The 25,929-nt window shown below is 50.0% G+C and carries 24 protein-coding genes and 5 pseudogenes; 16 read left to right on the top strand and 13 right to left on the bottom strand.

Annotation, left to right across the window (positions count from 1 at the left end; translation table 11 throughout):
- Positions 1-18: 18 nt before the first annotated feature.
- Together nfsA and N7268_RS13330 are read right to left on the bottom strand one after the other, a co-directional pair.
- Complete coding sequence (nfsA, locus tag N7268_RS13335) at positions 19-741, bottom strand: nitroreductase NfsA (protein ID WP_260863275.1); 723 nt, start codon at positions 739-741, stop codon at positions 19-21.
- Positions 725-1,015, bottom strand: coding sequence for a YbjC family protein (locus tag N7268_RS13330; RefSeq protein ID WP_260863274.1), 291 nt, complete (start codon positions 1,013-1,015; stop codon positions 725-727). Before N7268_RS13330 ends, nfsA begins: the two co-directional genes overlap by 17 nt.
- A 236-nt stretch (positions 1,016-1,251) precedes the next feature.
- Here N7268_RS13330 and N7268_RS13325 point away from each other — a divergent pair, with 236 nt between their 5' ends.
- The gene (locus N7268_RS13325; protein ID WP_045441230.1) at positions 1,252-1,515 is read left to right on the top strand and encodes a GrxA family glutaredoxin; all 264 of its coding nucleotides are present in this window, start codon (positions 1,252-1,254) and stop codon (positions 1,513-1,515) included.
- 34 nt (positions 1,516-1,549) lie between these two features.
- Here the strand turns inward: N7268_RS13325 and N7268_RS13320 are convergent, their stop codons facing one another.
- Positions 1,550-1,930: an inner membrane protein YbjM gene (locus N7268_RS13320; protein WP_198904731.1), complete on the bottom strand. Its 381-nt coding sequence runs from the start codon at positions 1,928-1,930 to the stop codon at positions 1,550-1,552.
- Positions 1,931-2,198: 268 nt separating this feature from the next.
- On the opposite strand from N7268_RS13320, the gene N7268_RS13315 reads away from it, so the two are divergent.
- Both N7268_RS13315 and N7268_RS13310 read left to right on the top strand, forming a co-directional pair.
- Entirely contained in the window at positions 2,199-3,884 is a 1,686-nt protein-coding gene (locus N7268_RS13315) for an aspartate:alanine antiporter (protein WP_260863273.1), read from the top strand.
- 675 nt (positions 3,885-4,559) lie between these two features.
- Complete coding sequence (locus N7268_RS13310) at positions 4,560-5,033, top strand: hypothetical protein (protein WP_260863272.1); 474 nt, start codon at positions 4,560-4,562, stop codon at positions 5,031-5,033.
- Here N7268_RS13310 and N7268_RS13305 read toward each other — a convergent pair.
- A pseudogene (locus N7268_RS13305) lies at positions 5,026-5,931 on the bottom strand (IS3 family transposase); the annotation flags it as partial. The gene N7268_RS13310 and the pseudogene N7268_RS13305 overlap by 8 nt on opposite strands.
- Here N7268_RS13305 and N7268_RS13300 point away from each other — a divergent pair.
- A pseudogene (locus tag N7268_RS13300) lies at positions 5,919-5,999 on the top strand (hypothetical protein); the annotation flags it as partial. The pseudogenes N7268_RS13305 and N7268_RS13300 sit on opposite strands and share 13 nt — an antisense overlap.
- Positions 5,996-7,147 carry an IS30-like element IS30 family transposase gene (locus tag N7268_RS13295; RefSeq protein ID WP_001254932.1) on the top strand — a complete coding sequence of 384 codons (1,152 nt, stop codon included), beginning with the start codon at positions 5,996-5,998 and terminating at the stop codon, positions 7,145-7,147. The pseudogene N7268_RS13300 and the gene N7268_RS13295, both read left to right, overlap by 4 nt.
- Positions 7,148-7,159: 12 nt before the next feature.
- On the opposite strand, the pseudogene N7268_RS13290 reads toward N7268_RS13295, so the two are convergent.
- Positions 7,160-7,417, bottom strand: a pseudogene (locus N7268_RS13290) (transposase); the annotation flags it as partial.
- A 109-nt stretch (positions 7,418-7,526) separates the two neighbouring features.
- Here N7268_RS13290 and N7268_RS13285 point away from each other — a divergent pair.
- The 4 genes and pseudogenes from N7268_RS13285 to N7268_RS13270 all read left to right on the top strand — a co-directional run.
- Positions 7,527-8,192 (top strand): annotated as a pseudogene (locus N7268_RS13285) (hypothetical protein); the annotation flags it as partial.
- Complete coding sequence (locus tag N7268_RS13280) at positions 8,189-8,482, top strand: DUF6966 domain-containing protein (RefSeq protein WP_260863271.1); 294 nt, start codon at positions 8,189-8,191, stop codon at positions 8,480-8,482. The pseudogene N7268_RS13285 and the gene N7268_RS13280, both read left to right, overlap by 4 nt.
- Positions 8,483-8,497: 15 nt before the next feature.
- A pseudogene (locus N7268_RS25205) lies at positions 8,498-8,993 on the top strand (tyrosine-type recombinase/integrase); the annotation flags it as partial.
- 180 nt (positions 8,994-9,173) lie between these two features.
- Positions 9,174-9,971 carry an SDR family NAD(P)-dependent oxidoreductase gene (locus N7268_RS13270; RefSeq protein WP_260863270.1) on the top strand — a complete coding sequence of 266 codons (798 nt, stop codon included), beginning with the start codon at positions 9,174-9,176 and terminating at the stop codon, positions 9,969-9,971.
- Between the two features lie 25 nt (positions 9,972-9,996).
- Here the strand turns inward: N7268_RS13270 and N7268_RS13265 are convergent, their stop codons facing one another.
- A complete protein-coding gene (locus tag N7268_RS13265; RefSeq protein WP_260863269.1) occupies positions 9,997-10,545 on the bottom strand; it encodes a TetR/AcrR family transcriptional regulator in 549 nt (182 codons plus the stop codon).
- Positions 10,546-10,630: 85 nt separating this feature from the next.
- Here N7268_RS13265 and N7268_RS13260 point away from each other — a divergent pair, with 85 nt between their 5' ends.
- On the top strand, positions 10,631-11,839 hold the full coding sequence (locus tag N7268_RS13260) for an MFS transporter (RefSeq protein ID WP_260863268.1): 1,209 nt from the start codon (positions 10,631-10,633) through the stop codon (positions 11,837-11,839).
- The gene (locus N7268_RS13255) at positions 11,839-12,654 is read left to right on the top strand and encodes a Cof-type HAD-IIB family hydrolase (RefSeq protein WP_260863267.1); all 816 of its coding nucleotides are present in this window, start codon (positions 11,839-11,841) and stop codon (positions 12,652-12,654) included. Before N7268_RS13260 ends, N7268_RS13255 begins: the two co-directional genes overlap by 1 nt.
- Before the next feature lie 52 nt (positions 12,655-12,706).
- On the opposite strand, the gene N7268_RS13250 is transcribed toward N7268_RS13255, so the two are convergent.
- A complete protein-coding gene (locus tag N7268_RS13250) occupies positions 12,707-13,939 on the bottom strand; it encodes an MFS transporter (RefSeq protein ID WP_260863266.1) in 1,233 nt (410 codons plus the stop codon).
- A 300-nt stretch (positions 13,940-14,239) separates the two neighbouring features.
- On the opposite strand from N7268_RS13250, the gene ybjG reads away from it, so the two are divergent.
- Positions 14,240-14,848 (top strand): undecaprenyl-diphosphate phosphatase, encoded by a 609-nt coding sequence (ybjG, locus tag N7268_RS13245; protein ID WP_260863265.1) that lies wholly within the window; start codon positions 14,240-14,242, stop codon positions 14,846-14,848.
- A gap of 66 nt (positions 14,849-14,914) precedes the next feature.
- The gene (gene deoR, locus N7268_RS13240; protein ID WP_260863264.1) at positions 14,915-15,673 is read left to right on the top strand and encodes a DNA-binding transcriptional repressor DeoR; all 759 of its coding nucleotides are present in this window, start codon (positions 14,915-14,917) and stop codon (positions 15,671-15,673) included.
- Between the two features lie 94 nt (positions 15,674-15,767).
- On the opposite strand, the gene dacC is transcribed toward deoR, so the two are convergent.
- The gene (gene dacC / locus N7268_RS13235) at positions 15,768-16,970 is read right to left on the bottom strand and encodes a serine-type D-Ala-D-Ala carboxypeptidase (protein ID WP_260863263.1); all 1,203 of its coding nucleotides are present in this window, start codon (positions 16,968-16,970) and stop codon (positions 15,768-15,770) included.
- 317 nt (positions 16,971-17,287) lie between these two features.
- Between dacC and N7268_RS13230 the strand changes: the two genes are divergently transcribed.
- Positions 17,288-17,914 carry a glutathione S-transferase family protein gene (locus N7268_RS13230; RefSeq protein WP_260863262.1) on the top strand — a complete coding sequence of 209 codons (627 nt, stop codon included), beginning with the start codon at positions 17,288-17,290 and terminating at the stop codon, positions 17,912-17,914.
- A 20-nt stretch (positions 17,915-17,934) separates the two neighbouring features.
- On the opposite strand, the gene N7268_RS13225 is transcribed toward N7268_RS13230, so the two are convergent.
- Together N7268_RS13225 and bssR are read right to left on the bottom strand one after the other, a co-directional pair.
- Complete coding sequence (locus tag N7268_RS13225) at positions 17,935-19,044, bottom strand: PQQ-dependent sugar dehydrogenase (RefSeq protein ID WP_260863261.1); 1,110 nt, start codon at positions 19,042-19,044, stop codon at positions 17,935-17,937.
- A gap of 103 nt (positions 19,045-19,147) precedes the next feature.
- The gene (gene bssR, locus N7268_RS13220; RefSeq protein WP_260863260.1) at positions 19,148-19,531 is read right to left on the bottom strand and encodes a biofilm formation regulator BssR; all 384 of its coding nucleotides are present in this window, start codon (positions 19,529-19,531) and stop codon (positions 19,148-19,150) included.
- A gap of 226 nt (positions 19,532-19,757) precedes the next feature.
- Here bssR and N7268_RS13215 point away from each other — a divergent pair, with 226 nt between their 5' ends.
- Positions 19,758-20,684 (top strand): LysR family transcriptional regulator, encoded by a 927-nt coding sequence (locus tag N7268_RS13215; RefSeq protein WP_260863259.1) that lies wholly within the window; start codon positions 19,758-19,760, stop codon positions 20,682-20,684.
- Positions 20,685-20,716: 32 nt separating this feature from the next.
- On the opposite strand, the gene glgP is transcribed toward N7268_RS13215, so the two are convergent.
- A complete protein-coding gene (gene glgP, locus N7268_RS13210; protein ID WP_260863258.1) occupies positions 20,717-23,167 on the bottom strand; it encodes a glycogen phosphorylase in 2,451 nt (816 codons plus the stop codon).
- Between the two features lie 48 nt (positions 23,168-23,215).
- Positions 23,216-23,404: a glycine cleavage system protein T gene (locus N7268_RS13205; RefSeq protein ID WP_260863257.1), complete on the bottom strand. Its 189-nt coding sequence runs from the start codon at positions 23,402-23,404 to the stop codon at positions 23,216-23,218.
- Between the two features lie 229 nt (positions 23,405-23,633).
- Between N7268_RS13205 and rimO the strand changes: the two genes are divergently transcribed.
- Positions 23,634-24,941, top strand: a complete 1,308-nt coding sequence (gene rimO, locus N7268_RS13200) for a 30S ribosomal protein S12 methylthiotransferase RimO (protein WP_198904772.1) — start codon at positions 23,634-23,636, stop codon at positions 24,939-24,941.
- A 75-nt stretch (positions 24,942-25,016) separates the two neighbouring features.
- On the opposite strand, the gene gsiD is transcribed toward rimO, so the two are convergent.
- On the bottom strand, positions 25,017-25,928 hold the full coding sequence (gene gsiD / locus N7268_RS13195; RefSeq protein ID WP_260863256.1) for a glutathione ABC transporter permease GsiD: 912 nt from the start codon (positions 25,926-25,928) through the stop codon (positions 25,017-25,019).
- Between the last annotated feature and the right edge of the window lies 1 nt (position 25,929).

Here is a 25,929-nt window from a genome sequence, read left to right as displayed (position 1 = left end):
TACACCGGGTTAAAATCTTTAGCGCGTCGCCCAACCCTGTTTATGCAAATATTCCAGAATAAAGGGGCGGCTCTCTTTAATAATGGTACGGCGAATATGATCGCTCCAGGTATCACGACGTGTATTGCTGCCTCGGGTCAGATAGTACTGTGCGAGCTGTTCATCATAGTGAGCCAGTTCGTCCATATCGAGAGGTTGATACTGATTTTCGTGCATGACAATTGCAGCAGGCAGTCGTGGCTTGATATCCGGGTTATCGGCCGGCCAGCCGAGACACAGGCCAAACAACGGCAGGACATGCTGGGGCAGCTTCAGCAATTCGGTAACCGGTTCAATATTGTTGCGCAGACCGCCGATAAACACGCCACCGAGTCCCAGAGACTCCGCGGCCGTCAGCGCATTTTGCGCCATCATCGCGGTATCGACCACGCCAAGCAGCAACTGCTCTGCCAGCCCTAACTGTGCATCAGGGCAAATCTGTAGATGGCGATTAAAATCGGCGCAAAACACCCAGAACTCAGCGGCCTGAGCCACGTGCTTTTGCCCTCCCGACAATGTCACCAGCGATTCACGCAGCGTTTTGTCGGTAATCCGAATTATGGATGTGCACTGTAAAAAACTGGAGCTAGACGTTCCCTGAGCGCCAGCAATAATCGCGTCACGCTGCGCATCCGAAATCGGCTCATCGGTAAAATGGCGAATTGAACGGTGGCTGCGCAGTAAATCAATGGTTGGAGTCATCTCTTTTATCTCTGACTGAACGGGAAGAAACGTCGAATGAACGTGACATTAGCTGTGGTGCTAACAGTTGTGCAATGCGCCACATCAATACCACCGCAGCAGGAAGCATCAGTAAGACACCCAGAAATATCATCACCACACAGGCCAGTGAACTGTTGAGTGGTGCGGGTAAGGTCAGATAATCGTTAAGCGACAGCAGAGCCAGCGATAACAACACCATCCCCATGATTTCCAGAATCAATACGCTTTTGGGTAACACGCCTATTGTGCGCATACGTAGCCTCCCGGTGAAGTGGCGCCTAGTGTAAAACGTTCCAACTCCTCGTGTTTAACAAATATGTACCTTATCAAGGTCGAATGACATGAAGTGAACAACGATTGCGCACAAAAATCTGGCTTGAAAGACGAAAGATATCAAAGCAACAGGTTGAACCTGCTTTTCATCCGCCGTAAATCGCGGCATCATAACCCCCATTAGCCATCCGGCCTGATAAGTTCGAGGAGAGAGAGATGTTTGCCGTTATTTTTGGTCGTCCAGGGTGCCCCTATTGCGTGCGCGCAAAAGAGTTAGCAGAAAAATTAAGCAATGAGCATGACGATTTTAACTACCGCTACATTGATATCCACGCCGAAGGTATTACTAAAGCGGATCTGGAAAAAACGGTAGGCAAACCTGTTGAAACCGTACCGCAGATTTTTGTCGATCAAAAACACATCGGCGGCTGCACGGATTTTGAAGCATGGGCAAAAGAGAATGCCAATCTGTTCGCTTGATTAAGCTCTCAGCGCCCTCCACCGGAGGGCGTTGTCACTCTTTGTTCCGCCGTTGATGCTGGCTGAACAAGTTACTGATAAACAAAAAACACAATGCGCCAAGCGCGCACCAAAATACGGCGCTAAATAACCACGCGACCTCTTGCCACAGCGAGCGTGTCGGCATAAAGACGAAACGCATCAACAACAGGCAGCACGGTGCCGCCAACATTGCGCCAAGAAGGGGTTTAAGCACCTCCCGACGATGAGAAAAAAAGCTTGCCGCAGCACCTGGCAGTATAAAAAACAACAACCCGACCTCCGGATGTCCGGCTGCTCTAAATGCCCCTTTCACATTCAGCGTTAATGAAAGGCACACCACAATAAAAAGCACAAAGCAGCAGATCGCACCCGCCCAACCTTGCTTATGTTTCAACCGTTCCTCCTGATACGTTCTCTATCGAACACTCTTTTCGCCCAAGGGCGTCCAGTCAGATAAAGTTACTCGGCATTCCATGCCAAAACACACCCACACGATTCTTATAGCCGTTGATACGTAATGAGATTAAACTAGCCACATATATTGTCATGCTGCTTTATTTGGGGCTGTATACGATGCTGTCGCCCCTTAATTTCTGGCAAAAACATTAGCGTAAATTGCCATTTCTTTCAATAGCTTACTAGTAAACAAGAAGTTAGTCTCCGTGAATATAAACGTCGCAGATTTGTTAAATGGGAATTACATCCTGTTATTATTTGTGGTCCTGGCTCTGGGCCTGTGTCTGGGTAAATTACGCCTGGGTTCAGTCCAACTTGGTAATTCCATTGGCGTTTTGGTGGTCTCCCTATTATTAGGGCAGCAGCACTTTAGTATTAACACTGATGCATTAAATCTCGGCTTTATGCTGTTTATTTTTTGTGTCGGTGTTGAAGCCGGCCCCAACTTTTTTTCGATTTTTTTCCGCGATGGGAAAAATTACCTGATGCTTGCTCTGGTGATGGTCGGGAGTGCACTGCTGATCGCCCTGGGGCTGGGTAAGCTATTTGGCTGGGACATCGGCCTGACCGCCGGTATGCTGGCTGGCTCTATGACCTCTACGCCTGTGCTGGTTGGCGCAGGTGACACATTACGCCACTCAGGAATGACGGGCACACAGCTTTCAAGCGCGCTTGATAATCTGAGTCTGGGTTACGCCCTCACCTATTTGATCGGGCTGGTCAGCCTGATCGTCGGCGCGCGCTATTTGCCGAAACTGCAACATCAGGATCTGCAAACCAGCGCCCAGCAAATCGCCCGCGAACGTGGCCTCGACACCGACGCTAACCGGAAAGTCTACCTGCCCGTGATTCGTGCCTACCGTGTCGGCCCGGAGCTGGTTGCATGGGCTGATGGTAAAAACCTGCGTGAGCTGGGCATCTATCGTCAGACAGGTTGTTATATTGAACGCATCCGCCGCAACGGTATTCTGGCCAACCCAGATGGTGATGCGGTGCTGCAAATGGGCGATGAGATCGCGCTGGTCGGTTACCCGGATGCGCATGCTCGCCTCGACCCAAGCTTCCGTAACGGCAAAGAAGTGTTCGATCGCGATCTGCTTGATATGCGTATCGTCACCGAAGAAATCGTGGTTAAAAACCACAATGCCGTTGGCCGTCGTCTGGCACAGCTGAAACTGACCGATCACGGTTGTTTCCTCAACCGCGTGATCCGCAGCCAGATTGAGATGCCTATCGATGACAACGTCGTGCTCAATAAAGGTGACGTGTTGCAGGTCAGCGGTGATGCCCGCCGTGTGAAAACCATTGCAGATCGTATCGGCTTCATTTCAATTCACAGCCAGGTGACCGACCTCCTGGCCTTCTGCGCCTTCTTTATCATCGGTTTGATGATCGGGATGATCACCTTCCAGTTCAGCAATTTCAGCTTCGGTATCGGTAATGCGGCCGGATTGCTGTTCGCCGGGATCATGCTGGGCTTTCTGCGTGCCAACCACCCTACATTTGGCTATATCCCGCAGGGTGCGCTGAACATGGTGAAAGAGTTTGGTCTGATGGTCTTTATGGCAGGCGTCGGCTTAAGCGCTGGTAGCGGCATTGGCAATGGCCTTGGCGCGGTAGGTGGTCAAATGCTGATTGCCGGTTTGATTGTCAGCCTGGTTCCGGTGGTGATCTGCTTCTTGTTTGGCGCTTACGTGTTGCGTATGAATCGCGCCCTGCTGTTTGGTGCCATGATGGGGGCGCGAACCTGTGCGCCGGCAATGGAAATCATCAGCGACACAGCACGCAGCAACATTCCGGCGTTAGGCTACGCAGGCACTTATGCCATTGCGAACGTCCTGCTCACGCTGGCGGGGACACTCATTGTCATCATCTGGCCTGGCTTTGGTTAGAACTGATTTTTACCCTTAAATGAAAATATTTTGCAGATCAGCAGAACTTTTCTTCAAGGTGTCAGTCATAACTAGTGCCACTGCTTTTCTTTGATGTCCCCAATTTGTGGAGCCCATCAACCCCGCCGTTTTGGTTCAAGGTTGATGGGTTTTTTGTTGCCTGAATTTCAGGCCCCTTCCAATCAACCACTTACGAACCACTTTAAAACCAGATGGCGACAAAATGGTGGTAGCGTTTTTGACGCATTACCCTCATTCATTATCCCCACACCCATTTCTTTCAGTATTGGTATGACAGAAACCATCGAGGTCTGGGAATAATGTCAACTGCCTGACATCAAATGTTCATTCGAGGAGGCTCAAAAATTCCTCTTTAGCACTGGCAGTAATTGCAAGGGGAAGGTAAGCATCTTTGCTTAGAACAAAATCCAGACTTCGCATAGAGTTATCGCTGACAACGCTATACACAAATTGTGCACTTTGAGCTGTGATTCTTTAGGTTACAGCCGGAGGTTCCCATGCCATAGCACCACCTTCACTGATCCCCTCGTGTAGTGGTAACAAATTTTGCCCCATCAACTGTATCCCTACATTAGATTTTCATTGTCAGATGATTGATTAACACCCATTTCTAGCTGAAAATCCACACGGCTACTATGGATAAAGTAAAGGCTGATGTTTACGCTTTATATGAAATGGGAAGCTCGCCGCGAACTGGCTCCTGAAGACATTCAGTTCATTCTTTCACCCGATACAGCCATGGAAATGGCGTGCGTATTTTATGAGATGGATTACCTGGAATACACAACCCGGATCATCCCTCATCACGTTCCACAGCGGAAAAAAGGGGTTTACCACCGATTCGCTACACGACCCTACAAACGGAAACACATCACTGAGTACGACAAAATCTATGATGATGTTAAATGGCAGCTAGAGCACGGTTGGATGGTGGGGATTGATACTACTGAAAAATGGGATCACTTCCGTAATCCTTTCTACTTCGATAAAGACAGTAACCTGATTTACGATTGTTTCATGGACCATTATGGTGAGAGCTTTCAGATTGAAGTCAGGGACATTTACGAGTACAGCCTGAACGAACATCAAGGAAACAAACCCGCACCGACAATTGAAGTGGTCAACTAAAACTGGCCACAGCTTTAGAGTTTTTCCAGTATCGGTTTTCCGATTCGTTTGGGGGTAACCCACCGTTATAGTCATGCGGCCTTAGCGAGCTGTAATAACCGACGATATAGTCTGTGATCGCATGAGCAGCTTCGCTAAAGTTTATATAACCTGTCACTGGCACCCACTCGTTTTTCAGACTTCTGAAGAAGCGTTCCATCGGGCTGTTGTCCCAACAGTTTCCACGTCGGCTCATACTCTGCCTGATCCGGCAACGCCACAGTAACTGCCGGAACTGCCTGCTTGTATAGTGGCTACCCTGGTCACTGTGGAACATCACTCCGGCTGGTTTACCGCGAGTTTCCCACGCCATTTCCAGCGCTTTGATGGTCAGCCTGCTGTCTGGTGAGAATGACATTGCCCAGCCCACCGGTTTCCTTGCGAACAGATCGAGAACAACAGCGAGGTAAGCCCAACGCTTGCCTGTCCAGATATACGTCACATCGCCGCACCACACCTGATTAGGCTCTGTCACTGCGAACTGTCGCTCAAGGCGATTCGGGATAACGATGTGTTCATGACCACCGCGTTTATACCGGTGGGTAGGTTGCTGACAACTCACCAGCCCCAGTTCTTTCATGAGCCTGCCGGCAAGCCAGCGTCCCATTCTGAAGCCTCTCAGGGTTGCCATAATCGCTATACTTCTTACACCAGCAGAACCATGGCTAATGTTATGCAGCTCCAGAACCTGACTGCGTAACACCGCTCGCCTGCCGTCTGGCTTTTCGGGGCTTTTTTCCCAGTATTTGTAGCTGCTGCGATGAACCCCGAACACGTGGCAGAGTGTGACCACAGGATACTGCGCTCTGAGTTTCCCGATTAACGAGAACTGTTCAGGGAGTCTGACATCAAGAGCGCGGTTGTAGATTCAATTGGTCAACGCAACAGTTATGTGAAAACATGGGGTTGCGGAGGTTTTTTGAATGAGACGAACATTTACAGCAGAGGAAAAAGCCTCTGTTTTTGAACTATGGAAGAACGGAACAGGCTTCAGTGAAATAGCGAATATCCTGGGTTCAAAACCCGGAACGATCTTCACTATGTTAAGGGATACTGGCGGCATAAAACCCCATGAGCGTAAGCGGGCTGTAGCTCACCTGACACTGTCTGAGCGCGAGGAGATACGAGCTGGTTTGTCAGCCAAAATGAGCATTCGTGCGATAGCTACTGCGCTGAATCGCAGTCCTTCGACGATCTCACGTGAAGTTCAGCGTAATCGGGGCAGACGCTATTACAAAGCTGTTGATGCTAATAACCGAGCCAACAGAATGGCGAAAAGGCCAAAACCGTGCTTACTGGATCAAAATTTACCATTGCGAAAGCTTGTTCTGGAAAAGCTGGAGATGAAATGGTCTCCAGAGCAAATATCAGGATGGTTAAGGCGAACAAAACCACGTCAAAAAACGCTGCGAATATCACCTGAGACAATTTATAAAACGCTGTACTTTCGTAGCCGTGAAGCGCTACACCACCTGAATATACAGCATCTGCGACGGTCGCATAGCCTTCGCCATGGCAGGCGTCATACCCGCAAAGGCGAAAGAGGTACGATTAACATAGTGAACGGAACACCAATTCACGAACGTTCCCGAAATATCGATAACAGACGCTCTCTGGGGCATTGGGAGGGCGATTTAGTCTCAGGTACAAAAAACTCTCATATAGCCACACTTGTAGACCGAAAATCACGTTATACGATCATCCTTAGACTCAGGGGCAAAGATTCTGTCTCAGTAAATCAGGCTCTTACCGACAAATTCCTGAGTTTACCGTCAGAACTCAGAAAATCACTGACATGGGACAGAGGAATGGAACTGGCCAGACATCTAGAATTTACTGTCAGCACCGGCGTTAAAGTTTACTTCTGCGATCCTCAGAGTCCTTGGCAGCGGGGAACAAATGAGAACACAAATGGGCTAATTCGGCAGTACTTTCCTAAAAAGACATGTCTTGCCCAATATACTCAACATGAACTAGATCTGGTTGCTGCTCAGCTAAACAACAGACCGAGAAAGACACTGAAGTTCAAAACACCGAAAGAGATAATTGAAAGGGGTGTTGCATTGACAGATTGAATCTACAGTAGCCTTTTTTAATATGTCGTTTTCCATTTCAATGCGTTGTAGCTTTTTCTTCAGCTCACGTATTTCAATCTGTTCCGGGGTTATAGGGGAGGCTTTAGGTATTTTGCCCTGTCGTTCATCCCGCAACTGCTTTACCCATCGCGTCATGGTAGAAAGACCCACATTCATAGCACTGGCCGCAGCTGCAACGGTGTAGTTCTGATCAAGGACCAGTTGAGCGGATTCGCGTTTAAACTCTGCGCTGAAATTTCTTTTTTTCATTGGGACACCTGTATTGTTCTGAGATGAGCATATCACCTCTGTTCAGGTGGCCAAATTCAGTAAACCACTTCAAATTAAGCAACACTATACCGACGCACCAATACAGCACGCACAGGCCGCAAAAACGATCAACAGTAAAGCCGCTGGTAGATTGCTTGCCGGAGGTGGGATTTATAACGGCAATATCGAAGGATATCATCAGACAGCTGAGCAACTCGGAGGGGATGCCCCGGCAGGTTACGATCAGATCATGAACGACCAGACCAAAGGTTTGCTCATTGCAAGTGCATCAATCGCAGCTGGGCTAGGTATGGGTAGCTTAGGCGCCGCACAAAAGCTTTCTGAACTTAAAAATCTCCATATTCTTGGGAAAGTCGAGGGGGAGTATTCAATGCTCAAGCCAGGGCCATTATCAGACAATCTGGCTGAAACATTTTCTAGCGGAGCGTACAAAGAAATAACGCTTTCAACAGATACAACTTTTTACCGGGGCGGCACTGCAGGTAAGCCCTTAGGTCAATTTTTCGGTTACGAGCAACCTCAAGGGATACTTCAAACCCGGGTAGAGAAAGCGCTATTGCCTAAATGGCCCAATCGCAGCACATCCCCTCTTGATAGCTATCACGAAATTCAAATTCCTGCAGGAACAAAGGTCTACGTTGGAGAGGTCGGATACCAAACTGAGCTGTACTCTGGAGGTACAGAGCAAGTTTTAGTTCCCACTCCGTGGAAAATTCCAGGTGTTAAAATACTTGGCAATGGGGGTTTAAAATGAAAAATGAGATAAGAGAAACAGTAGTCAGCATTACCAACCTATTGCAATCAAATGATGAATATTCTTGGGCTCAAATTTTTGAAAAACTGGGTTATGATATCGATAAAAATTATGAATCATCCCTTCACTCTCTGAAGGCGCTTTACGGCGGTATGGGATCGTTTAACGACGTGATTCTACATAAAGATGGAATACCTTTGATACGGGAAAACGACGACCTGGATGAATTGCGACACAAGCTCTACAAGCAATTAAAAGACGCAATTGACGCACAAAAAAAGCGCTCATAACACTGCAACTACTAAAGTCCCCTGCTCGCTCTGGTTGTCATAATCTGTCTGAGTCCGGGGCATACTGGCGGGAAGCTGTAAACTTCACGCGCTCCCAGCTCACTAAGTACCGCATCACTGTCGTCTGAACCAAAGACAAAAAGAACCGCAGCATTCCTATTAGCAAAGAGCTGTATGAGGAAATCATTTCTTTGGACGGCTTCAGGTTCTTTACCGACTGCTACTTCCAGTTTTTATCTGTGATGGAAAAGACCCCTATCGTGCTGCCTCATGGACAGTTTACCCACGTCTTGCTCCATACGTTTGCAGCACACTTTATGATGTCCGGCGGGAATATCCTTGCCCTGCAGAAAATCCTGGGACACCACGATATAAAAATGACCATGCGTTATGCTCATCTGGCACCGGGCCATCTTGAAACAGTCCTGCGCTTCAACCCGTTGGCTACCCTACCAAGTGGCGACAGCGGTTGGCACTACTCCGTAATCGCCACTCCTTACCACTAACCTAACTTATTGATTATATTGCAAGTTGTTGTTTTAACTAGCCCGTTTACATAAATGTTTTTTTTGTTGCCTGAATTTTGTCTCCCCTCCCTATCCCTCGCACTCCCCTTGTTGAAAACCCCATTTGCAGCCTGCTGGTTATGGCACATACTTTTGATTGAGGTTATAGGTGATGGGGGTGTGCAATGTTGCTTGCTGGCAAAGTTGCTGTGATCTTCGGAGGAAGCGGCGCGATTGGTCGTGCGGTCGCACATGCCATGGCGCGTGAAGGCGCGAATGTCTACCTTGGCGCACGCGATCAGGAGAAACTGGACAGGACTGCTGACAGCATCCGTATGGCAGGAGGTGCGGCTGAAACCTTCATTACCGATGTACTCAACGAACATGCCACGGCTAAAGATGTGGAACGCGTGGCTCAGCAAGCCGGTGGTATTGACGTGGTGGTCAACGCCACCGGCTTTATGCACGAGCAAGGCAAATGCCTGGAAAAACTCTCTCTGCCCGAATTCATGAGCGGCATCACCCCATTTATCTCGGCACAATTCAACATATCCCGTGCTGTCGCGCCGCACATGGGCGGTGAACGAGCAGGCAGTATTATTTCCATCGTGGCCCCCGCAGCGCCTATGGCTATGCCTGGCCATCTGGGCCATATCGTCGGCTGTGCGGGAATGGAAGCGTTTATCAAAGCGCTCGCCAGCGAACTCGGCCCACGAAATATTCGTGTTCTCGGCGTGCGTTCGCATGCGATCGTCGATGCTGTGCAGGCAGGTTCTTATACTGGGGAAATATTCAGCGCAAAAGCACAGTCAATGGGGCTCAGCGTCGAACAATGGTTAGGCGGCGCGGCACAAAGTACCCTGATTAAACGCCTGCCCACGCTTGCGCAGATTGCCGAAACCATGACGTTTCTGGCATCCGATCATGCCGGGGGGATGACCGCAACGGTGGTAAATATCACCGGAGGTGCCACCCTCGGTTAACATGCGTGTCCCGCGTGTTAACGCATCATTTCTGTGGCAAGCCCGCAATGCGTTCTACCATCACGAGAATGTCTTCTCGTCTGAGCGGCGTTTTGTCCGTCACAAAATGGAGCGTCATTCCCTCAAGAAACGCATCCAGCGCCCGAGCCGTCACAGGCTCAAACCACTGCTCCAGCGTGTGTTGACTGCGCTGCATCCAGTTTTGCATCACGGTTTTCAGCGCAGGTTTTCGGCTGGCAAACGCGTACAGCTGGTACATCAGCTCCATGTTATCTGGCGTGGTCACCTGGGAGCTGTAAATCATATCGGTAATGGCATCGCAGGCACCTCGCGCATCCGAAACACCCTCAAAAAAAGCCTGATACTGCCGCGACATGGTTTCAGTAAAACGGCTAAATGCCTCCATTAAAAGCTCATCTATTCCTGAAAAATAATAGGTCATAGAGCCCAACGGCACCTGAGCGATTTGCGCAATTTTACGGTGCGTAACCGCATGAATACCATGGGTTATTACCGCCTCCAGAGTAGCCAGAACTATTTTATCCCGCCGTTGCGGATCGTTCGCGCGTCGCACTGCATTTCCTCTCATTGCATTTGTGTACAAATGTACACAATCTTGTTAATGTTGTCTTTATTCCTCTTCTTTTTGGCTCGAATTTATGACCGGCACCTCATCACGCAAAGCCTTGAGACGTCGTACCCTGGCGCTTTTTACCTTTTTCTTTTTACCCGGTTTATTAATGGCTTCCTGGGCAACGCGTACCCCAGCCATCAGAGACACGCTCTCCATTTCAACAGCTGAGATGGGCGCGGTGCTGTTCGGGCTCTCTATCGGCTCGATGAGCGGCATTCTCTGTTCAGCCTGGCTGGTTAAACGATTTGGTACGCGCAATGTGATACGTACCACCATGTCATGTGCCGTGGTGGGAATGATGATCCTCAGCATGGCGCTCTGGTGGCATTCCGCATGGATATTTGCGTTTGGTCTTGGGGTTTTTGGCGCCAGCTTTGGCTCTGCAGAAGTCGCTATTAATGTCGAAGGGGCAGCGGTTGAGCGTGAAATGAATAAAACCGTGCTACCGATGATGCATGGCTTTTACAGTCTGGGAACACTGGCAGGCGCGGGTGTCGGTATGGCGCTTACCGCGTTCAGTGTGCCCGCCACTACGCATATTCTGCTGGCAGCTTGCGTCGCAATTGCCCCTATCTTTATCGCCATCAAAGCGATTCCTGACGGTACGGGTAAAAATGCCGCTGACGGCTCTCATTCCAGCGAAAAAGGGCTGCCATTTTACCGTGATATCCAGTTGTTGCTCATCGGCGTAGTGGTTCTGGCGATGGCATTTGCTGAAGGTTCCGCCAACGACTGGCTCCCGCTGCTGATGGTTGACGGACATGGTTTTAGTCCAACATCCGGTTCACTGATTTATGCGGGCTTTACCTTGGGTATGACCGTGGGACGATTTACCGGTGGCTGGTTTATCGACCGCTACAGCCGCGTTGCAGTGGTGCGCGCCAGTGCGCTGATGGGGGCGCTCGGAATTAGCCTGATTATTTTTGTCGATAGCGCCTGGATCGCAGGGGTGTCGGTCATTCTGTGGGGACTCGGCGCATCGCTCGGCTTCCCGCTGACCATTTCAGCGGCCAGCGACACGGGCCCTGATGCGCCAACCCGCGTGAGCGTGGTGGCAACCACGGGCTATCTGGCTTTCCTGGTTGGACCGCCGTTGCTGGGCTATCTGGGTGAGCACTACGGACTGCGCAGTGCAATGCTGGTTGTTCTGGCGCTGGTGATCCTGGCCGCCGTGGTGGCCAAAGCTGTCGCCAAACCAACATCAAACAGACAATCTGTTATGGAGAATAATTAATGGGTATCAAGCTGATTGCGGTAGACATGGACGGCACGTTTCTGAGTGACAATAAGACCTATAACCGCGAGCGGTTTATGGCCCAATATCACCAAATGAAAGCACGCGGTATCCGCTTTGTGGTCGCCAGCGGCAACCAGTATTACCAGCTGATCTCCTTTTTCCCCGAACTGGCTCACGAAATCTCATTTGTGGCGGAAAACGGGGGCTGGGTGGTCAGTGAAGGGGAAGATGTGTTTAACGGTGAACTGGCAAAAGAAGATTTTCATACCGTCGTGGAGCACCTGCTGACACGCACAGACATCGACATTATTGCCTGTGGGAAAAACAGCGCCTACACCCTGAAACAGTACAGCGATGAGTTAAAATCCGTTGCTGCGATGTACTATCATCGCCTGGAATTTGTAGACAACTTTGACAATATTAACGACGTTTTCTTCAAGTTCGGATTGAATATCTCAGACGATCGTATTCCCCACGTCCAGACGGCATTGCACGATGCGATTGGCGATATTATGGTTCCGGTTCATACAGGCTATGGCAGCATCGATTTAATTATTCCTGGCGTTCATAAAGCAAACGGCCTGCGCTTGCTGCAACAACGCTGGAATATTGCCGATGATGAGGTCGTCGTATTTGGCGATGGTGGAAATGATATTGAGATGCTACGTCAGGCGGGCTTTAGTTTTGCGATGGCAAATGCCAAAGACACCGTGGCCTCTGCGGCAAAATATCGCGCGGGTTCAAATAACGAAGAAGGCGTGCTGGATATTATCGACTGCGTACTGAAAAACGAAGCGCCGTTTACGCATTAACACAAACAGGTTCAATGCCTGATAGCGCACAGCTTATCAGGCATTGCCTTTTCTAGCCTTCCCGCGAATTTCCGACCTGTTTATCTTTCAGGAAGATAAACATCAGCAGCAGCCACAACACACCGCTTGCCAGATTAAACAGGCTGAACAAGCCATTCCCGCCTATCAGATACGCATGCTTACTCAATTCGATACCGACGGTAAAAATCAGCATCTGTAACATGCCCATCGCAGCGGAAACGGTCCCTTTACTCATATCGCTGGCAAACAGCGTCAGGCGCACCAGCCCGGCATTCGCCACACCGATACCAAACGCATATATGCTCAGACCCGCCGTCATCCACAAGTACGCATGGGAAGACACTACCGTTGCTGCTGCAGCGATAATCAACCCTACGGCAATGGGCCAGCCGCCCATGATGATCAGCGATCGCACGGTGCGTCGCGCAGTCAGACGTGCCAGCACCAGATTACCGGCAATCAGCGCACCAAAAATCGGCACCTGTAACAGGCCATATTCATAGCTGCTAAGCTGTTCGCCGCTGATGATGATAATGGGTGATTGTGCAATCCAGGCCAGCAATGGCAGGCTAACAAACCCCAGGGCCAGCGCACCCGCGACAAAGCGCACATTCTTGAGCACCAGCTTATAGTCTTTGCCCAGCGCTTTAATTGACAGCGTCTCGCCCAGACGGGTTGCGGTTTCAGGCATCGCGCGTTGCAGACCAAAAAAGGCGATTGCCGCCAGCACAGCAAACAGAACAAACATGCCTTCCCACGGGAGTACATGCACCCAGGCCGCGCCAACCAACGGCCCCAATAGGGGGGCAATCAACGCCACGTTCGCCATCAGTGCGGTAATCTTTATACAGACCGCCTCTTCAAACGACTCCTGAATAGCGGCATAGCCCACCGCGCCGATAAAGCACAGGCTGATCCCCTGCAAAAAACGCAGGAAAGTAAATTGTTCAATGTTCTGCGCAAACAGCGTGGCAAGGCAGGTCACAATGAACCACACCACGCCGGTTAACATCACCGGACGACGACCAATACGATCCGACAGCGGCCCTAACAACCACTGCAAAAACATGCCACCCGCCAGATACGCGGTCATGGAGGTGGGAACCCAATCTAATCCAGCCTGATATTGCTCCACCACCGCCAACATACCGGGTTGGATCATATCGTTGCCGATATAAGTAGAGAATTCGTAAAGTACCAGGCAGAGAGGGAATAGTAATGCCTGACGTCCCAAGCGGGCGCCCGAAGATAAACGGTTCTGCATGCAGTCTCTTAACTAATGAAAAAACGCGCAAAGTGTAATAAATGCGCCGGACTGGTGATAGTGAATTATGTGTTCTGAAAGCAAAATGCGCACATTTTTACACTCATTTTCACAATACTTTTCTGCTTTAAGGTTAATTTAAGTTGGCGCCGTTATCATGACGGATAGATCTCATTAATTGCATTAAAAATAGTCAGTTAACAGACAAATAAGACTAGACCGCTTTTTATCTCGTCAAAGCGATTTTATGCTCTCCCCACTATGGGACCCTTTTTAACGAACGCACTGAGTCTGGATGTTATGCTGGAAAATCTGAATAACTCGCTTTTTTACCTGATCAACGCGACGCCCGACTCTGCGCAATGGATGATCACGCTGGCCATTTTTATTGCCAAAGATCTGATCAGCATCGTACCGCTGATGGCGGTTGTGCTCTGGCTGTGGGGGCCGCGCAACCGCGTGACTGTTCAGCGCCAATTGGTGATCAAAATGGCGATCGCGTTGATCGTCGGTCTGACTATTTCATGGGTGATGGGACATGTGTTTCCGCACGATCGTCCGTTCGTTAACCATATCGGCTATAACTTCCTGCACCATGCAGCGGATGACTCTTTCCCAAGCGATCACGGTACGGTCATCTTTACCTTTGCTTTGGCGTTCTTATTCTGGCACCGCATCTGGTCCGGCGCACTGCTGATGGTCGTGGCCGTCGCGATTGCCTGGTCACGGGTTTACCTCGGCGTCCACTGGCCGCTGGATATGTTAGGTGGGTTACTGGCGGGGCTGATTGGCTGCCTGAGCGCTCAGATGTTCTGGCAACGCTTCGGCACAACTGTGTATCCCGGTTTGCAAACCTGCTACCGCACCTGCTTCGCCCTGCCCATCCGTAAAGGCTGGGTACGTGACTAACCCACGGTAAAGAGAGTAGTATTAGGCGCGCGATACTGAGCGCTTACTCTACTCACCAGGGGAACTATGGAAACACGACGCGACGAGCGTATTGGTCAATTGCTGCAGGCGCTAAAACGCAGCGATAAATTACACCTTAAAGAAGCCGCGACGCTGTTGGGCGTATCTGAGATGACCATCCGTCGCGATCTGAACAATAACGACGCCCCTGTTGTATTGCTCGGCGGTTATATTGTTCTGGAACCCCGCAGCGCCAGTCACTACTTAATTAGCGATCAAAAATCCCGTCTGGTGGATGAAAAACGTCGTGCCGCGCAGCAGGCCGCGAAGCTCGTCCAGGCGCATCAGACGCTCTTTTTTGACTGCGGCACCACCACGCCGTGGATCATTGAAGCGATTGATAATGAACTGCCCTTCACCGCAATCTGCTACTCACTGAACACGTTTCTGGTGCTACAGGAAAAACCGCAGTGCCGTGTCATTCTCTGTGGCGGTGAGTTCCATGCCAGCAATGCGATTTTCAAACCACTCGATTTCCAGGAAACGCTGAACAACCTGTGCCCGGATATCGCATTTTACTCGGCCGCTGGCGTTCACCCTGATAAAGGGGCTACCTGTTTCAATCTGGAAGAATTACCGGTTAAGCACTGGGCGATGTCGATGGCGCAGTACCACGTTCTGGTGGTAGATCACAGTAAGTTTGGGAAAGTGCGTCCCGCCAGGATGGGGGAATTGACGTGTTTTGATACCATCATCAGCGATAACCGCCCTGACGATGAATTTGTCGAGTACGCAAAAGCGCAGCGCATCAAGCTCATCTATTAAACTGACGCCGGATGGCGACGTTATCGCGTCTTTTCCGGCGTACGGTGTTGCCCTGATCGTTGGCCGGATAAGCGTTATCCGGCCATCACAGCGATTAAGAGAACCAGCCACCAAACCACTGGTGGAATTTCATCATCACAAAGTCCCACATCCGGCTAAAGAATCCGCCCTCTTCAACCGCTTCCATCACCATCAACGGACGCTGTTCGATCGATTTTCCATTAAGCTGGAAATCGATTGTCCCGACGACCTGGCCTTTCTTCAGCGGCGCGGTTAATTGCGGCTCAGTCAGGGTAAAGCTGGCTTTCAGATTTTTAAGCTGACCGCGCGGGATGGTCACAGAACCCCCTTCCCCGGCGCCCAGATTGACTTCACTCTTATCACCAAACCAGACGCGTTGGGTGATAAAGGTGGCATCAGGCTTGATCGGCGTGACCGTTTCAAAGAAGCGGAAGCCCCACGTCAGCAGTTTTTCCGACTCGTTGAAGCGAATACGATCGGTTTTTGCCCCCAGCACCACGGAGATCAAACGCATGTCGCCCTGGGTAGCGGAAGCCACCAGGTTGTAACCCGCGCCGGTCGTCGTACCCGTTTTCATCCCATCCACATTCAGGTTGGTACTCCACAACAGGCGGTTGCGGTTCGGTTGGCGGATTTTATTAAAGGTAAATTCTTTCTCTTTATGGATGGCGTACTCTTCCGGCACATCGTGAATTAACGCTTTACCCAGCAAGGCCATATCACGCGCGGTGCTGAACTGTCCTGGCGCATCCAGACCATGTACTGTCTGGAAAGTGGTATTGGTCAGTCCCAGTTTTTGCGCATAACCGTTCATCAAACCAATAAAGGATTCCTGGCTACCGGCCACGTAATCTGCCAGCGCGATACAGGCATCATTACCTGACTGAATGATCACGCCTTTATTCAGATCAGAAACAGCAACCTGATCGCCAGGCTTCAGGAACATCACCGACGAGCCGCGCAGAGCCGGATTCCCCGTTGCCCAGGCGTCTTTCCCTACGGTGACCATATCGGTCAGATTAATTTTCCCGGCCTTCAGCGCCTGACCCACCACATAGCTGGTCATGATCTTGGTCAGACTGGCTGGATCCAGTTTCTCATCGGCATTGCCTTCCGCCAGCACTTTACCGCTGGCGTAATCCATTAAGATCCACGCCCGCGCATCCACGCTCGGCGGGGCCGTTGGCTGCTCTACCGCCTGTGCGGTCGGCGCAAAAAGGAATAAGAGTGCGGAACCTGCAGCAAAGCTGCGAAGGAGAGAGAAGTATTGCGTCATAAATGCCACCCGAGTATCCATTCCAAAAAACCACGTCATACACACCATGTTTACACAAACTGCATTGGCTCACCCACGCAGAAGAAGCCTGATGGATGACGTGTAAAATAAGTGCGGTGAGTAATAACGCACTAACGAGCTTAAAGAAACCGTAAGTTGGTAAAGTTTTTAAAGTTTATGCAATAACGCCACGCTGCGCTGTACTGATCACGATTTTTTTATCGGTTGTTGCGTAAATATTAGGTTTAACCCACCATGTGAGCTTGTCAGATGCCAAATGCAGCCAATGAGCTGCTCTATTAATTTGCGGGGTTACTATGATTACACTGTGGGGTCGAAATAATTCGACCAACGTAAAAAAAGTGTTGTGGACGCTCGAAGAACTGGAACTACCGTATAACCAAATTTTGGCTGGCGGGCAATTTGGCATTAACCACGATGCCGATTATCTGGCAATGAACCCTAACGGCCTGGTCCCGCTGCTTCGCGATGATGAAACCGACGTGTTGCTGTGGGAATCCAATACCATCGTCCGCTATCTGGCAGCCCAGTACGGGCAAAAGCGTTTGTGGATTGATGCACCGGCAAAACGCGCTGAGGGCGAAAAGTGGATGGACTGGGCTAACCAGACATTAAGTCCCGCGCATCGGGTTATTTTATTTGGACTGGTCAGAACCCCGGTTGAACAACGCGACCAGGCGGCCATCGATGCCGGCGCGAAGGTGTGCGATAACCTGTTCAGTATTCTCGACGACGCGCTGGCTAACCAGACGTGGTTTTCCGGGGCTGAATTTGGTACCGGCGATATTGCCGTCGCACCGTTCATCTATAACCTGTTTAACGTCGGTCTGAACTGGACACACCGACCTCATCTCGAACGCTGGTATCAGCAGCTCACTGAGCGTCCGGCATTCCAGAAAGTGGTCATGATCCCGGTCAGTTAATCGCATCAACACCATCGCACTCAGGGACTGACCTTGAGTAACTCCCCGTCGGACTCGTCGGTTAACACATACAAATAGCCATCGGGTCCGACGCGCACGTCACGAATGCGCTTACCTCTATCCTGTAAAAGGCGTCCATCCTCCGTCACCTTATTGCCCTTAACGCTGAGCACAATCACATCTTGTTCTTTCAGCGCGCCAATAAACAGCTTCTGCTGCCACTGCGGGAAAGTAGCACTGTGATAAAAAGCCATTCCACTCACCGCCGGGGATTTTTCCCAGTAAAAAACAGGCTGCTCCGTTCCGGCAACAATTTTTCCCTGCGCTTCCGGAATTTTAAAACCACTGTAATTCACGCCCCAGGTCGCTATCGGCCAACCGTAGTTTTTGCCTTTTTCAGGGATATTAATTTCATCTCCACCGCGCGGACCATGTTCATTCAACCACAGCGTATTGCTCCAGGGATTCATCGCCATACCCTGCGGGTTACGGATCCCATATGACCAGATTTCAGGGCGCGCGCCCGTCTGGTTCACAAAAGGATTGTCCGCCGGGATTTTGCCCTGGTCGGTCAGGCGCACAACCTTCCCCTGCAATTTATCGAGATCCTGAGCCGTTGAGCGCTGGTTGTTCTCACCGAGACCAATAAACAGGTAACCTTTTCCATCAAACACCATACGGCCGCCAAAATGGTTGCCGGTTGAGAGCTTAGGCATTTGGCGAAAGACTGTCTGAAATCCTTCCAGATGCCTGAGATCATCACTCAGTCGTCCATAGCCCACCGCTGTACCCGCTTTTCCTTCGCGGTCCGCTTCTGCGTAACTGAGCCAGACCCGACGCGAGTGCTCAAAATCCGGCGCCAGCACCACGTCCAGTAAGCCCCCTTGCCCGTTAGCCCAAACCTTTGGCACACCGGTCAGCGGATCAGAAAGTCCTTTGCCAGATTGCCAGTGTCGAAGCTGCCCTCCCCGAAGCGTAATCAGCATGCCGCGATTGTCGGGTAAAAATGCTAATGACCAGGGATGGTCAAGTTTAGTTTGCAGCACTTCCACCTTTACGGCGGGCAGTTCTGCACTGGCATAAGGGGAAAGTAAGGCGATTGAGGAAACCCAGAGAAATAATCGACGCATAACACCTCCTGAATGGTTCTGCATAAAGCGTAGCCAGCAAGAGGGAGATAACCCGCTACTTTTACATAATCTTGACGAAAAGGGGGAGCGCCCTCCCCCTGATTCAGACGTGCTCCAGCGTTGCGTAATTCTGCAAACTCTGGATGCTCAGCGTCAGCGTTGTCAGGCAGTTTTCAAGTTTCTCTGCGTTAACGGCGATAAATGTCGGGCAATCGTGATGCCCGCTCATCAGGCAAACGGCAGCGGCGGCTAATGCTCCTTCAGCACGTCGAAGGGCATTCCACTCTTCCTGATCAAGATGCATACCGTGAAGTTGTGATTGATCGTGTAGTTCGCGATTCAGTTCAAAAAAATTATCACGCAGACGATCGCTCTCGCTGACTGACATGTAGCCTTTCGCTTTCCTCAACAACAGATAAGCGGCAAGATCGATACGGGCGTTTATCAACTTGTTGAGAAGATCGGTTCTCAGTCTGTCAACAACCATACTTTGTTCCTCCTCTTTCCAACTCTGGTGCAACTTAATAGTATGGTTGTTTTTTGAACAATTTGATGTCCCACATCAATAAAGCCTAATTGATTAACATAATTTACAATGTTACAACTTCACACGGTGTAAGGGCTGTACTTAGAGGGGGCCCATCTCTGACTTACCGGCCATTTTTTGCTATATCTTCTGTGATGACTGCCGCGGCGCTAACAATGAGGGGACTATGTCAAAAGCAAATGATGCAGAGAAAATACGCACGCTATCAAAAATCGATCTGAATCTGCTGACCATTTTCTGCCTGATCTATAGCGTTGGCAGCATCAGCAGGGTCGCTGATATGCTGAATATTTCCCCCTCGGCCGTCAGTCAGTCGTTAAGAAAGCTGCGTGAACTGATGGGAGATAATTTATTTGTTCGTAGCGGTAATGCACTGTTACCGACCGTCTATTCCGATGAACTTTATGACAATACGATCCCAATTATCGACAAACTGTCACTCCTGATGCCCCACTCCTCCCCGGTCGCCAAAAAAAGACTGACGCTGTATACCGAATCGTTTATTTCCCCTATCGTTATTCCCGATGTCACCGCAAAAATGATCAATAACGATACAGACGTCAGTCTTCTGCATCTTACTGCCGATTTGAATGAGCAGAGCATTATCGAACTGTTAAATATGCGGCAGGCGGACGTTGTTTTTTCGACTTTTTCCGTTGAGTCTGGAGGCATCTCCTGCCAAAAAATCTGTGATATGCGCCTGGTGCTGGCCGCCTCGCAGAATAATACATTGTATGGTCATTCGATCAGTGAAGAGATGTTCAGAAACGCGAATCTGGTAGGCTACAATACAAAGAATGAAAAGATTATTTACCACAGAAGTATTGTGGATAAAAAATTCAGAACCGGTGAACGCTGCCTGTTAACGTCATCTTTTACATCAATACTCACAATTGTCTCTACGACCCATTGCTTAGGCGTGATCCCGGAAAAAGTATTCGAAACGCACGCCCATCTTTATGGATTAAAAAAAATAAACACCCCGTTCCCGTTACCGCAATTTAGTTTATTTGCTTCCTCACGCAAAGAAACGAATACCCATAAAATTTTGTCGCCTATTCTCGCTGATTTACAAACCTCTTCCCTGTCCTGATCACCAGAGAAGAGGTTTATCCTGGTGAGGGTTTATACGTGAATTTTCGCAATGCGCCAGATATGGTCGGCATATTCCTGAACCGTTCTGTCCGACGAAAAATAGCCCATATTGGCAATATTGTGCATTGTTTTCGTCGTCCACTCCCGGGGATGGCGATACAGTTCATCAACCGCATCCTGACAATCTACATAACGACGATAATCCGCCAGCACCTGATAATGATCGCCAAAGTTAATTAATGAATCCAGGATGTTTCTGTACCGTGCCGGCTCCTGCGGGCTGAACACGCCGGTGCCAATTTGAGTCAATACCTGATGCAACTCAGCATCTTTCTCAAAAAGGGTTCTCGGATCGTAGCCTTCACGTCGCAGGGTTTCGACCTCCTGCGCGGTATTGCCAAAGATAAAGATATTATCTTCCCCGACATATTCCCGCATCTCGATATTCGCCCCATCCAACGTACCGATAGTCAACGCGCCATTCAGGCCAAACTTCATGTTGCTGGTCCCGGAAGCTTCAGTACCTGCCAGTGAAATCTGCTCAGAAAGATCTGCCGCCGGAATAATCAGTTGTGCCAGGCTAACGCTGTAATCCGGTATAAACACGACCTTCAGTTTGCCGCCAATTTGCGGGTCATTGTTGACCCACTGCGCCACATCGTTAATTAAACGAATAATTTGTTTCGCCATGTAATACGACGAGGCGGCTTTACCCGCAAAGATATTCACACGAGGAACCCAGTCAGCATCCGGTGCGGCTTTAATGCGGTTATAACGGGTAATCACGTGGAGTACATTCATCAATTGCCGTTTGTACTCATGAATGCGCTTTACCTGCACATCAAACAGCGCATCAGGATTGACCACCACACCAAATCGCGTCGCAATATGGTGCGCCAGGCGCTGTTTGTTTTCTCGCTTCGCACGGCGTACCGCCTCATTGACGGACGGATAATCAATATACTGTTTCAGCTCACCAAGCTGGAGGAGTTTGGTCCGCCAGGTATGACCGATATTCTCATCCAGCACTCGGGCGAGCGGCGGATTAGCCAGCGCCAGCCAACGACGCGCCGTAACGCCATTCGTCACATTGGTAAAACGCAGCGGGAAAATACGCGCAAAATCCGCAAACAGTGATTCCGTCATCAACTTTGAATGTAATGCCGACACGCCATTCACTTTGTGACTGACCACAACGGCCAGCCAGGCCATGCGCACTACGCGCCCATTCGTCTCATCAATTAACGACACACGCTGTAATAAATCACTCTCACCTAGATACTTTTCACTCACGGATTTCAGAAAACGATCGTTAATTTCAAAAATAATTTGTAAATGACGGGGCAGAATTCGGCTCAACATGTCTACCGGCCATGTTTCCAGCGCCTCGCTCATCAGAGTGTGATTGGTATAGGAGAAAATCTGACAGGTCACATCAAACGCATCGTCCCAGGCATATTGATGCTGATCGATCAACAAACGCATCAGTTCAGGGATCGCCAGTACCGGATGGGTATCATTAAGATGGATAGCGATCTTATCTGCCAGATTATGGTAGGTTTTGTGGAGCTGATAATGGCGGCTCAGAATGTCCTGAATAGTGGCGGATGCCAGAAAATAGGCCTGGCGCAAACGCAGTTCACGTCCAGCATCGGTTGAGTCGTCCGGGTACAGCACCCGCGAAATTCTTTCAAAGTGGTATTTGTTTTCCACCTCAACAGCAAAATCATCATTCAGTTGAAGGTTGCCTGAATTCACTTCGCTGTTAACCTGCACATTCCACAAACGCAATGTATTCGTTGTGTCCGTCGCATAACCAGGCACGATTTGATCGTGCGCGACGGCCAGAATATCCTCGGTGTCCACCCAACGGGTTTTGCGTCCTTCGTGCTGAACACGGCCACCGAAACGCACTTTATAATGCGTGTTGTGCCGTTTGAATTCCCATGGATTGCCATACTCCAGCCAATAATCCAGAGACTCCTTTTGCACCCCATTAACGATATTTTGTTTGAACATACCGTAGTTATAACGGATACCGTACCCGCATCCCGGTAGCCCCAGCGTGGCCAATGAATCCAGGAAACAGGCAGCCAGACGCCCAAGGCCGCCATTGCCTAATCCCGGATCATTTTCTTCGTCGATCAGCTCTTCCAGCTCAAGTCCCATCGCTTCAAGCGCGCTGTTAACTTCATCGTATATCCCCAATGAAAGCAGCGCATTCGACAGGGTGCGGCCAATTAAGAACTCCATCGACAGGTAATAAACCTGACGGGCATCCTGAGAGAATTGCGCCCGATTGGAACGGTGCCAACGTTCCACCATTCTGTCTCGTACGGCATACAGCGTTGCATTTAACCACTCCCGTTTCGTGGCGATTGCGGGATCTTTGCCAATAGTAAATAACAGTTTATTAGCAATATCATCTCTGAGTTTATCGACATCAGAATCTACGGTGACCGGAAGTGGCGAAATATACATATAACGTTACCTTTCAGAATATTATAGGATAAGTCATAGACAGATGAATTATTTAAATTTCGGTTTGCGAGCGTCAAACTTTTTCAGGATGATTTCGTGGCGGGTAATATAATTTAATTCTGACATTAAAACACGCCAACTTAAACCTGTAGCGAGAGAAATATAATATAAACTCACACCGTTTGAATAAAGGGTTTTAGCCATTTCAAGTTTTGACTGTAAAACAATATCTTTCAAATCTAACCTCATTGTTAACGCTCGACGAAATAAATTTACGACAATATATTTCTATAGCCAAGAAGTGACACTTAAAGCCGGAATTAGACTCGCTAAACACCTTTTGCGATGGATACACAAATTGTGGGTATTTCTCTTTATTCCCTGCGTCTTATGCGCATCAGATATAGATGTAGTGTGAAGGCATCTGTATAATCCCCCGATTACGAGCAATGTACAGTATAAGAAAATGGCAAAAATTGGTTTTATATCACTAGGTTGTCCGAAAAACCTCGTCGATTCCGAGCGCATCCTGACTGAACTTCGCACTGAAGGTTATGATGTTGTGCCAAGTTACGACGATGCGGATATGGTTATCGTTAACACCTGCGGCTTTATCGACAGTGCTGTCCAGGAATCCCTGGAAGCGATTGGTGAAGCACTGAACGAAAACGGCAAGGTGATTGTCACCGGTTGTCTGGGCGCGAAAGTCGATCAGATCCGTGAAGTTCACCCAAAGGTACTGGAAATCACCGGACCGCACAGCTACGAGCAGGTTCTGGAACACGTTCACCATTACGTCCCCAAACCGAAGCACAATCCGTTCCAGAGCCTGGTTCCTGAACAGGGTGTTAAACTGACCCCGCGTCACTATGCCTATCTGAAAATATCTGAAGGCTGCAACCACCGCTGCACGTTCTGCATCATTCCGTCCATGCGTGGCGATTTGGTCAGCCGTCCTATTGGCGATGTGCTCAGCGAAGCCAAACGTCTGGTGGATGCCGGTGTAAAAGAGATCCTCGTGATCTCCCAGGACACGTCGGCCTACGGCGTAGATGTGAAGCACCGTACCGGTTTCCATAACGGCGAGCCGGTAAAAACCAGTATGGTTGACCTGTGCGAACAGTTGTCAAAACTGGGGATCTGGACCCGTCTGCACTATGTTTACCCGTATCCACACGTCGATGACGTTATTCCGCTGATGGCGGAAGGTAAAATCCTGCCGTATCTGGACATCCCACTGCAGCATGCCAGCCCGCGCATTCTTAAACTGATGAAGCGCCCGGGCTCCGTGGACAGACAATTAGCGCGCATTAAACAGTGGCGTGAAATCTGCCCTGAGCTGACCCTGCGCTCAACATTTATTGTCGGTTTCCCGGGTGAAACAGAAGAAGATTTCCAGATGCTGCTCGACTTCCTGAAAGAAGCGCGCCTGGATCGCGTCGGCTGCTTTAAGTACAGCCCGGTTGAAGGCGCAACGGCGAATGACCTGCCGGATCAAATCCCGGAAGAGGTGAAAGAAGAGCGCTGGAACCGCTTTATGCAACTGCAGCAGCAGATCTCTGCTGAACGCTTGCAGGAAAAAGTGGGTCGCGAAATCATGGTCATCGTTGATGAAGTTGACGAAGAAGGCGCCATTGGTCGTAGCATGGCAGACGCACCTGAAATCGACGGCGCGGTCTATCTGAACGGCGAAACGGCGGTTAAACCCGGCGATATTATCCGCGTGAAGGTCGAAAACGCAGACGAATACGATCTGTGGGGCTCTCGCGTCTAACGTGTTGAATGCCCGGTGAGTTCACCGGGCATTTGGCCTGATAATGATGCAAACGTGTCTTATCAGGCCTGCATGTTATCCCTTAATCTTCGGATCCAGCGCGTCGCGCAGCCCATCCCCCAGTAAGTTAAACGCCAGCACCGTCAGAAATATCGCCACCGCCGGGAAAATCGCTACGTGCGGCGCGATCACCATATCGGCACGCGCTTCGTTAAGCATTGCTCCCCACTCCGGTGTCGGCGGTTGTGCGCCTAATCCCAGGAATGACAGACTCGCCGCAGAAATAATCGACGTCCCGATACGCATGGTAAAAAAGACCACAATCGAGGAGACCGTTCCGGGCAGAATATGGTTGAAAATGATGGTGGTATCGCTCGCACCGATACTGCGCGCCGACTCAATAAACGTCTGTTGCTTGAGCACCAGCGTATTTCCGCGCACCAGACGCGCAAAGGCGGGAATAGAGAAGACAGCAACCGCAATAATAACGTTCGCAATGCCGCTTCCCAGCACCGCGACCACCGCAATTGCCAGCAAAATCCCCGGAAAAGCGAATAACACATCGCAAACCCGCATAATCAGCCGATCCCACCAGCCTTCGTAATAGCCGGCCAGCAGGCCCAAAACCGTTCCTATCGCCGCGCCGATAAAGACGGCAAAAACCCCCGCCGCTAACGAGATTTGCGCACCGACCAGTACGCGGCTGAAAATATCCCTGCCCAACGAATCGACGCCAAACCAGTGCAGCATCGACGGCCCGTCATTGAGGCGGTCATAATCAAAGTAGTTCTCGGCATCAAATGGCGTCAGCCAGCGGGCAAAAATCGCCACCAGAATCAGAGCCAGCACAAATAACCCCGCGATCATCGCCACATGCTGACGACGAAAGCGACGCCAGAACTCATGCCACGGCGTACGGATCTGCTCTGGCTTAACGAGGGGCATCGCATTTAAAATCGCCTGTCGGCGCCAGTTTAAAAATCGCATC

The organism is Citrobacter sp. Marseille-Q6884 (assembly GCF_945906775.1).
Taxonomy (GTDB): Bacteria; Pseudomonadota; Gammaproteobacteria; order Enterobacterales; family Enterobacteriaceae; genus Citrobacter.
This window is presented reverse-complemented; position numbering and strand designations above follow the sequence as displayed.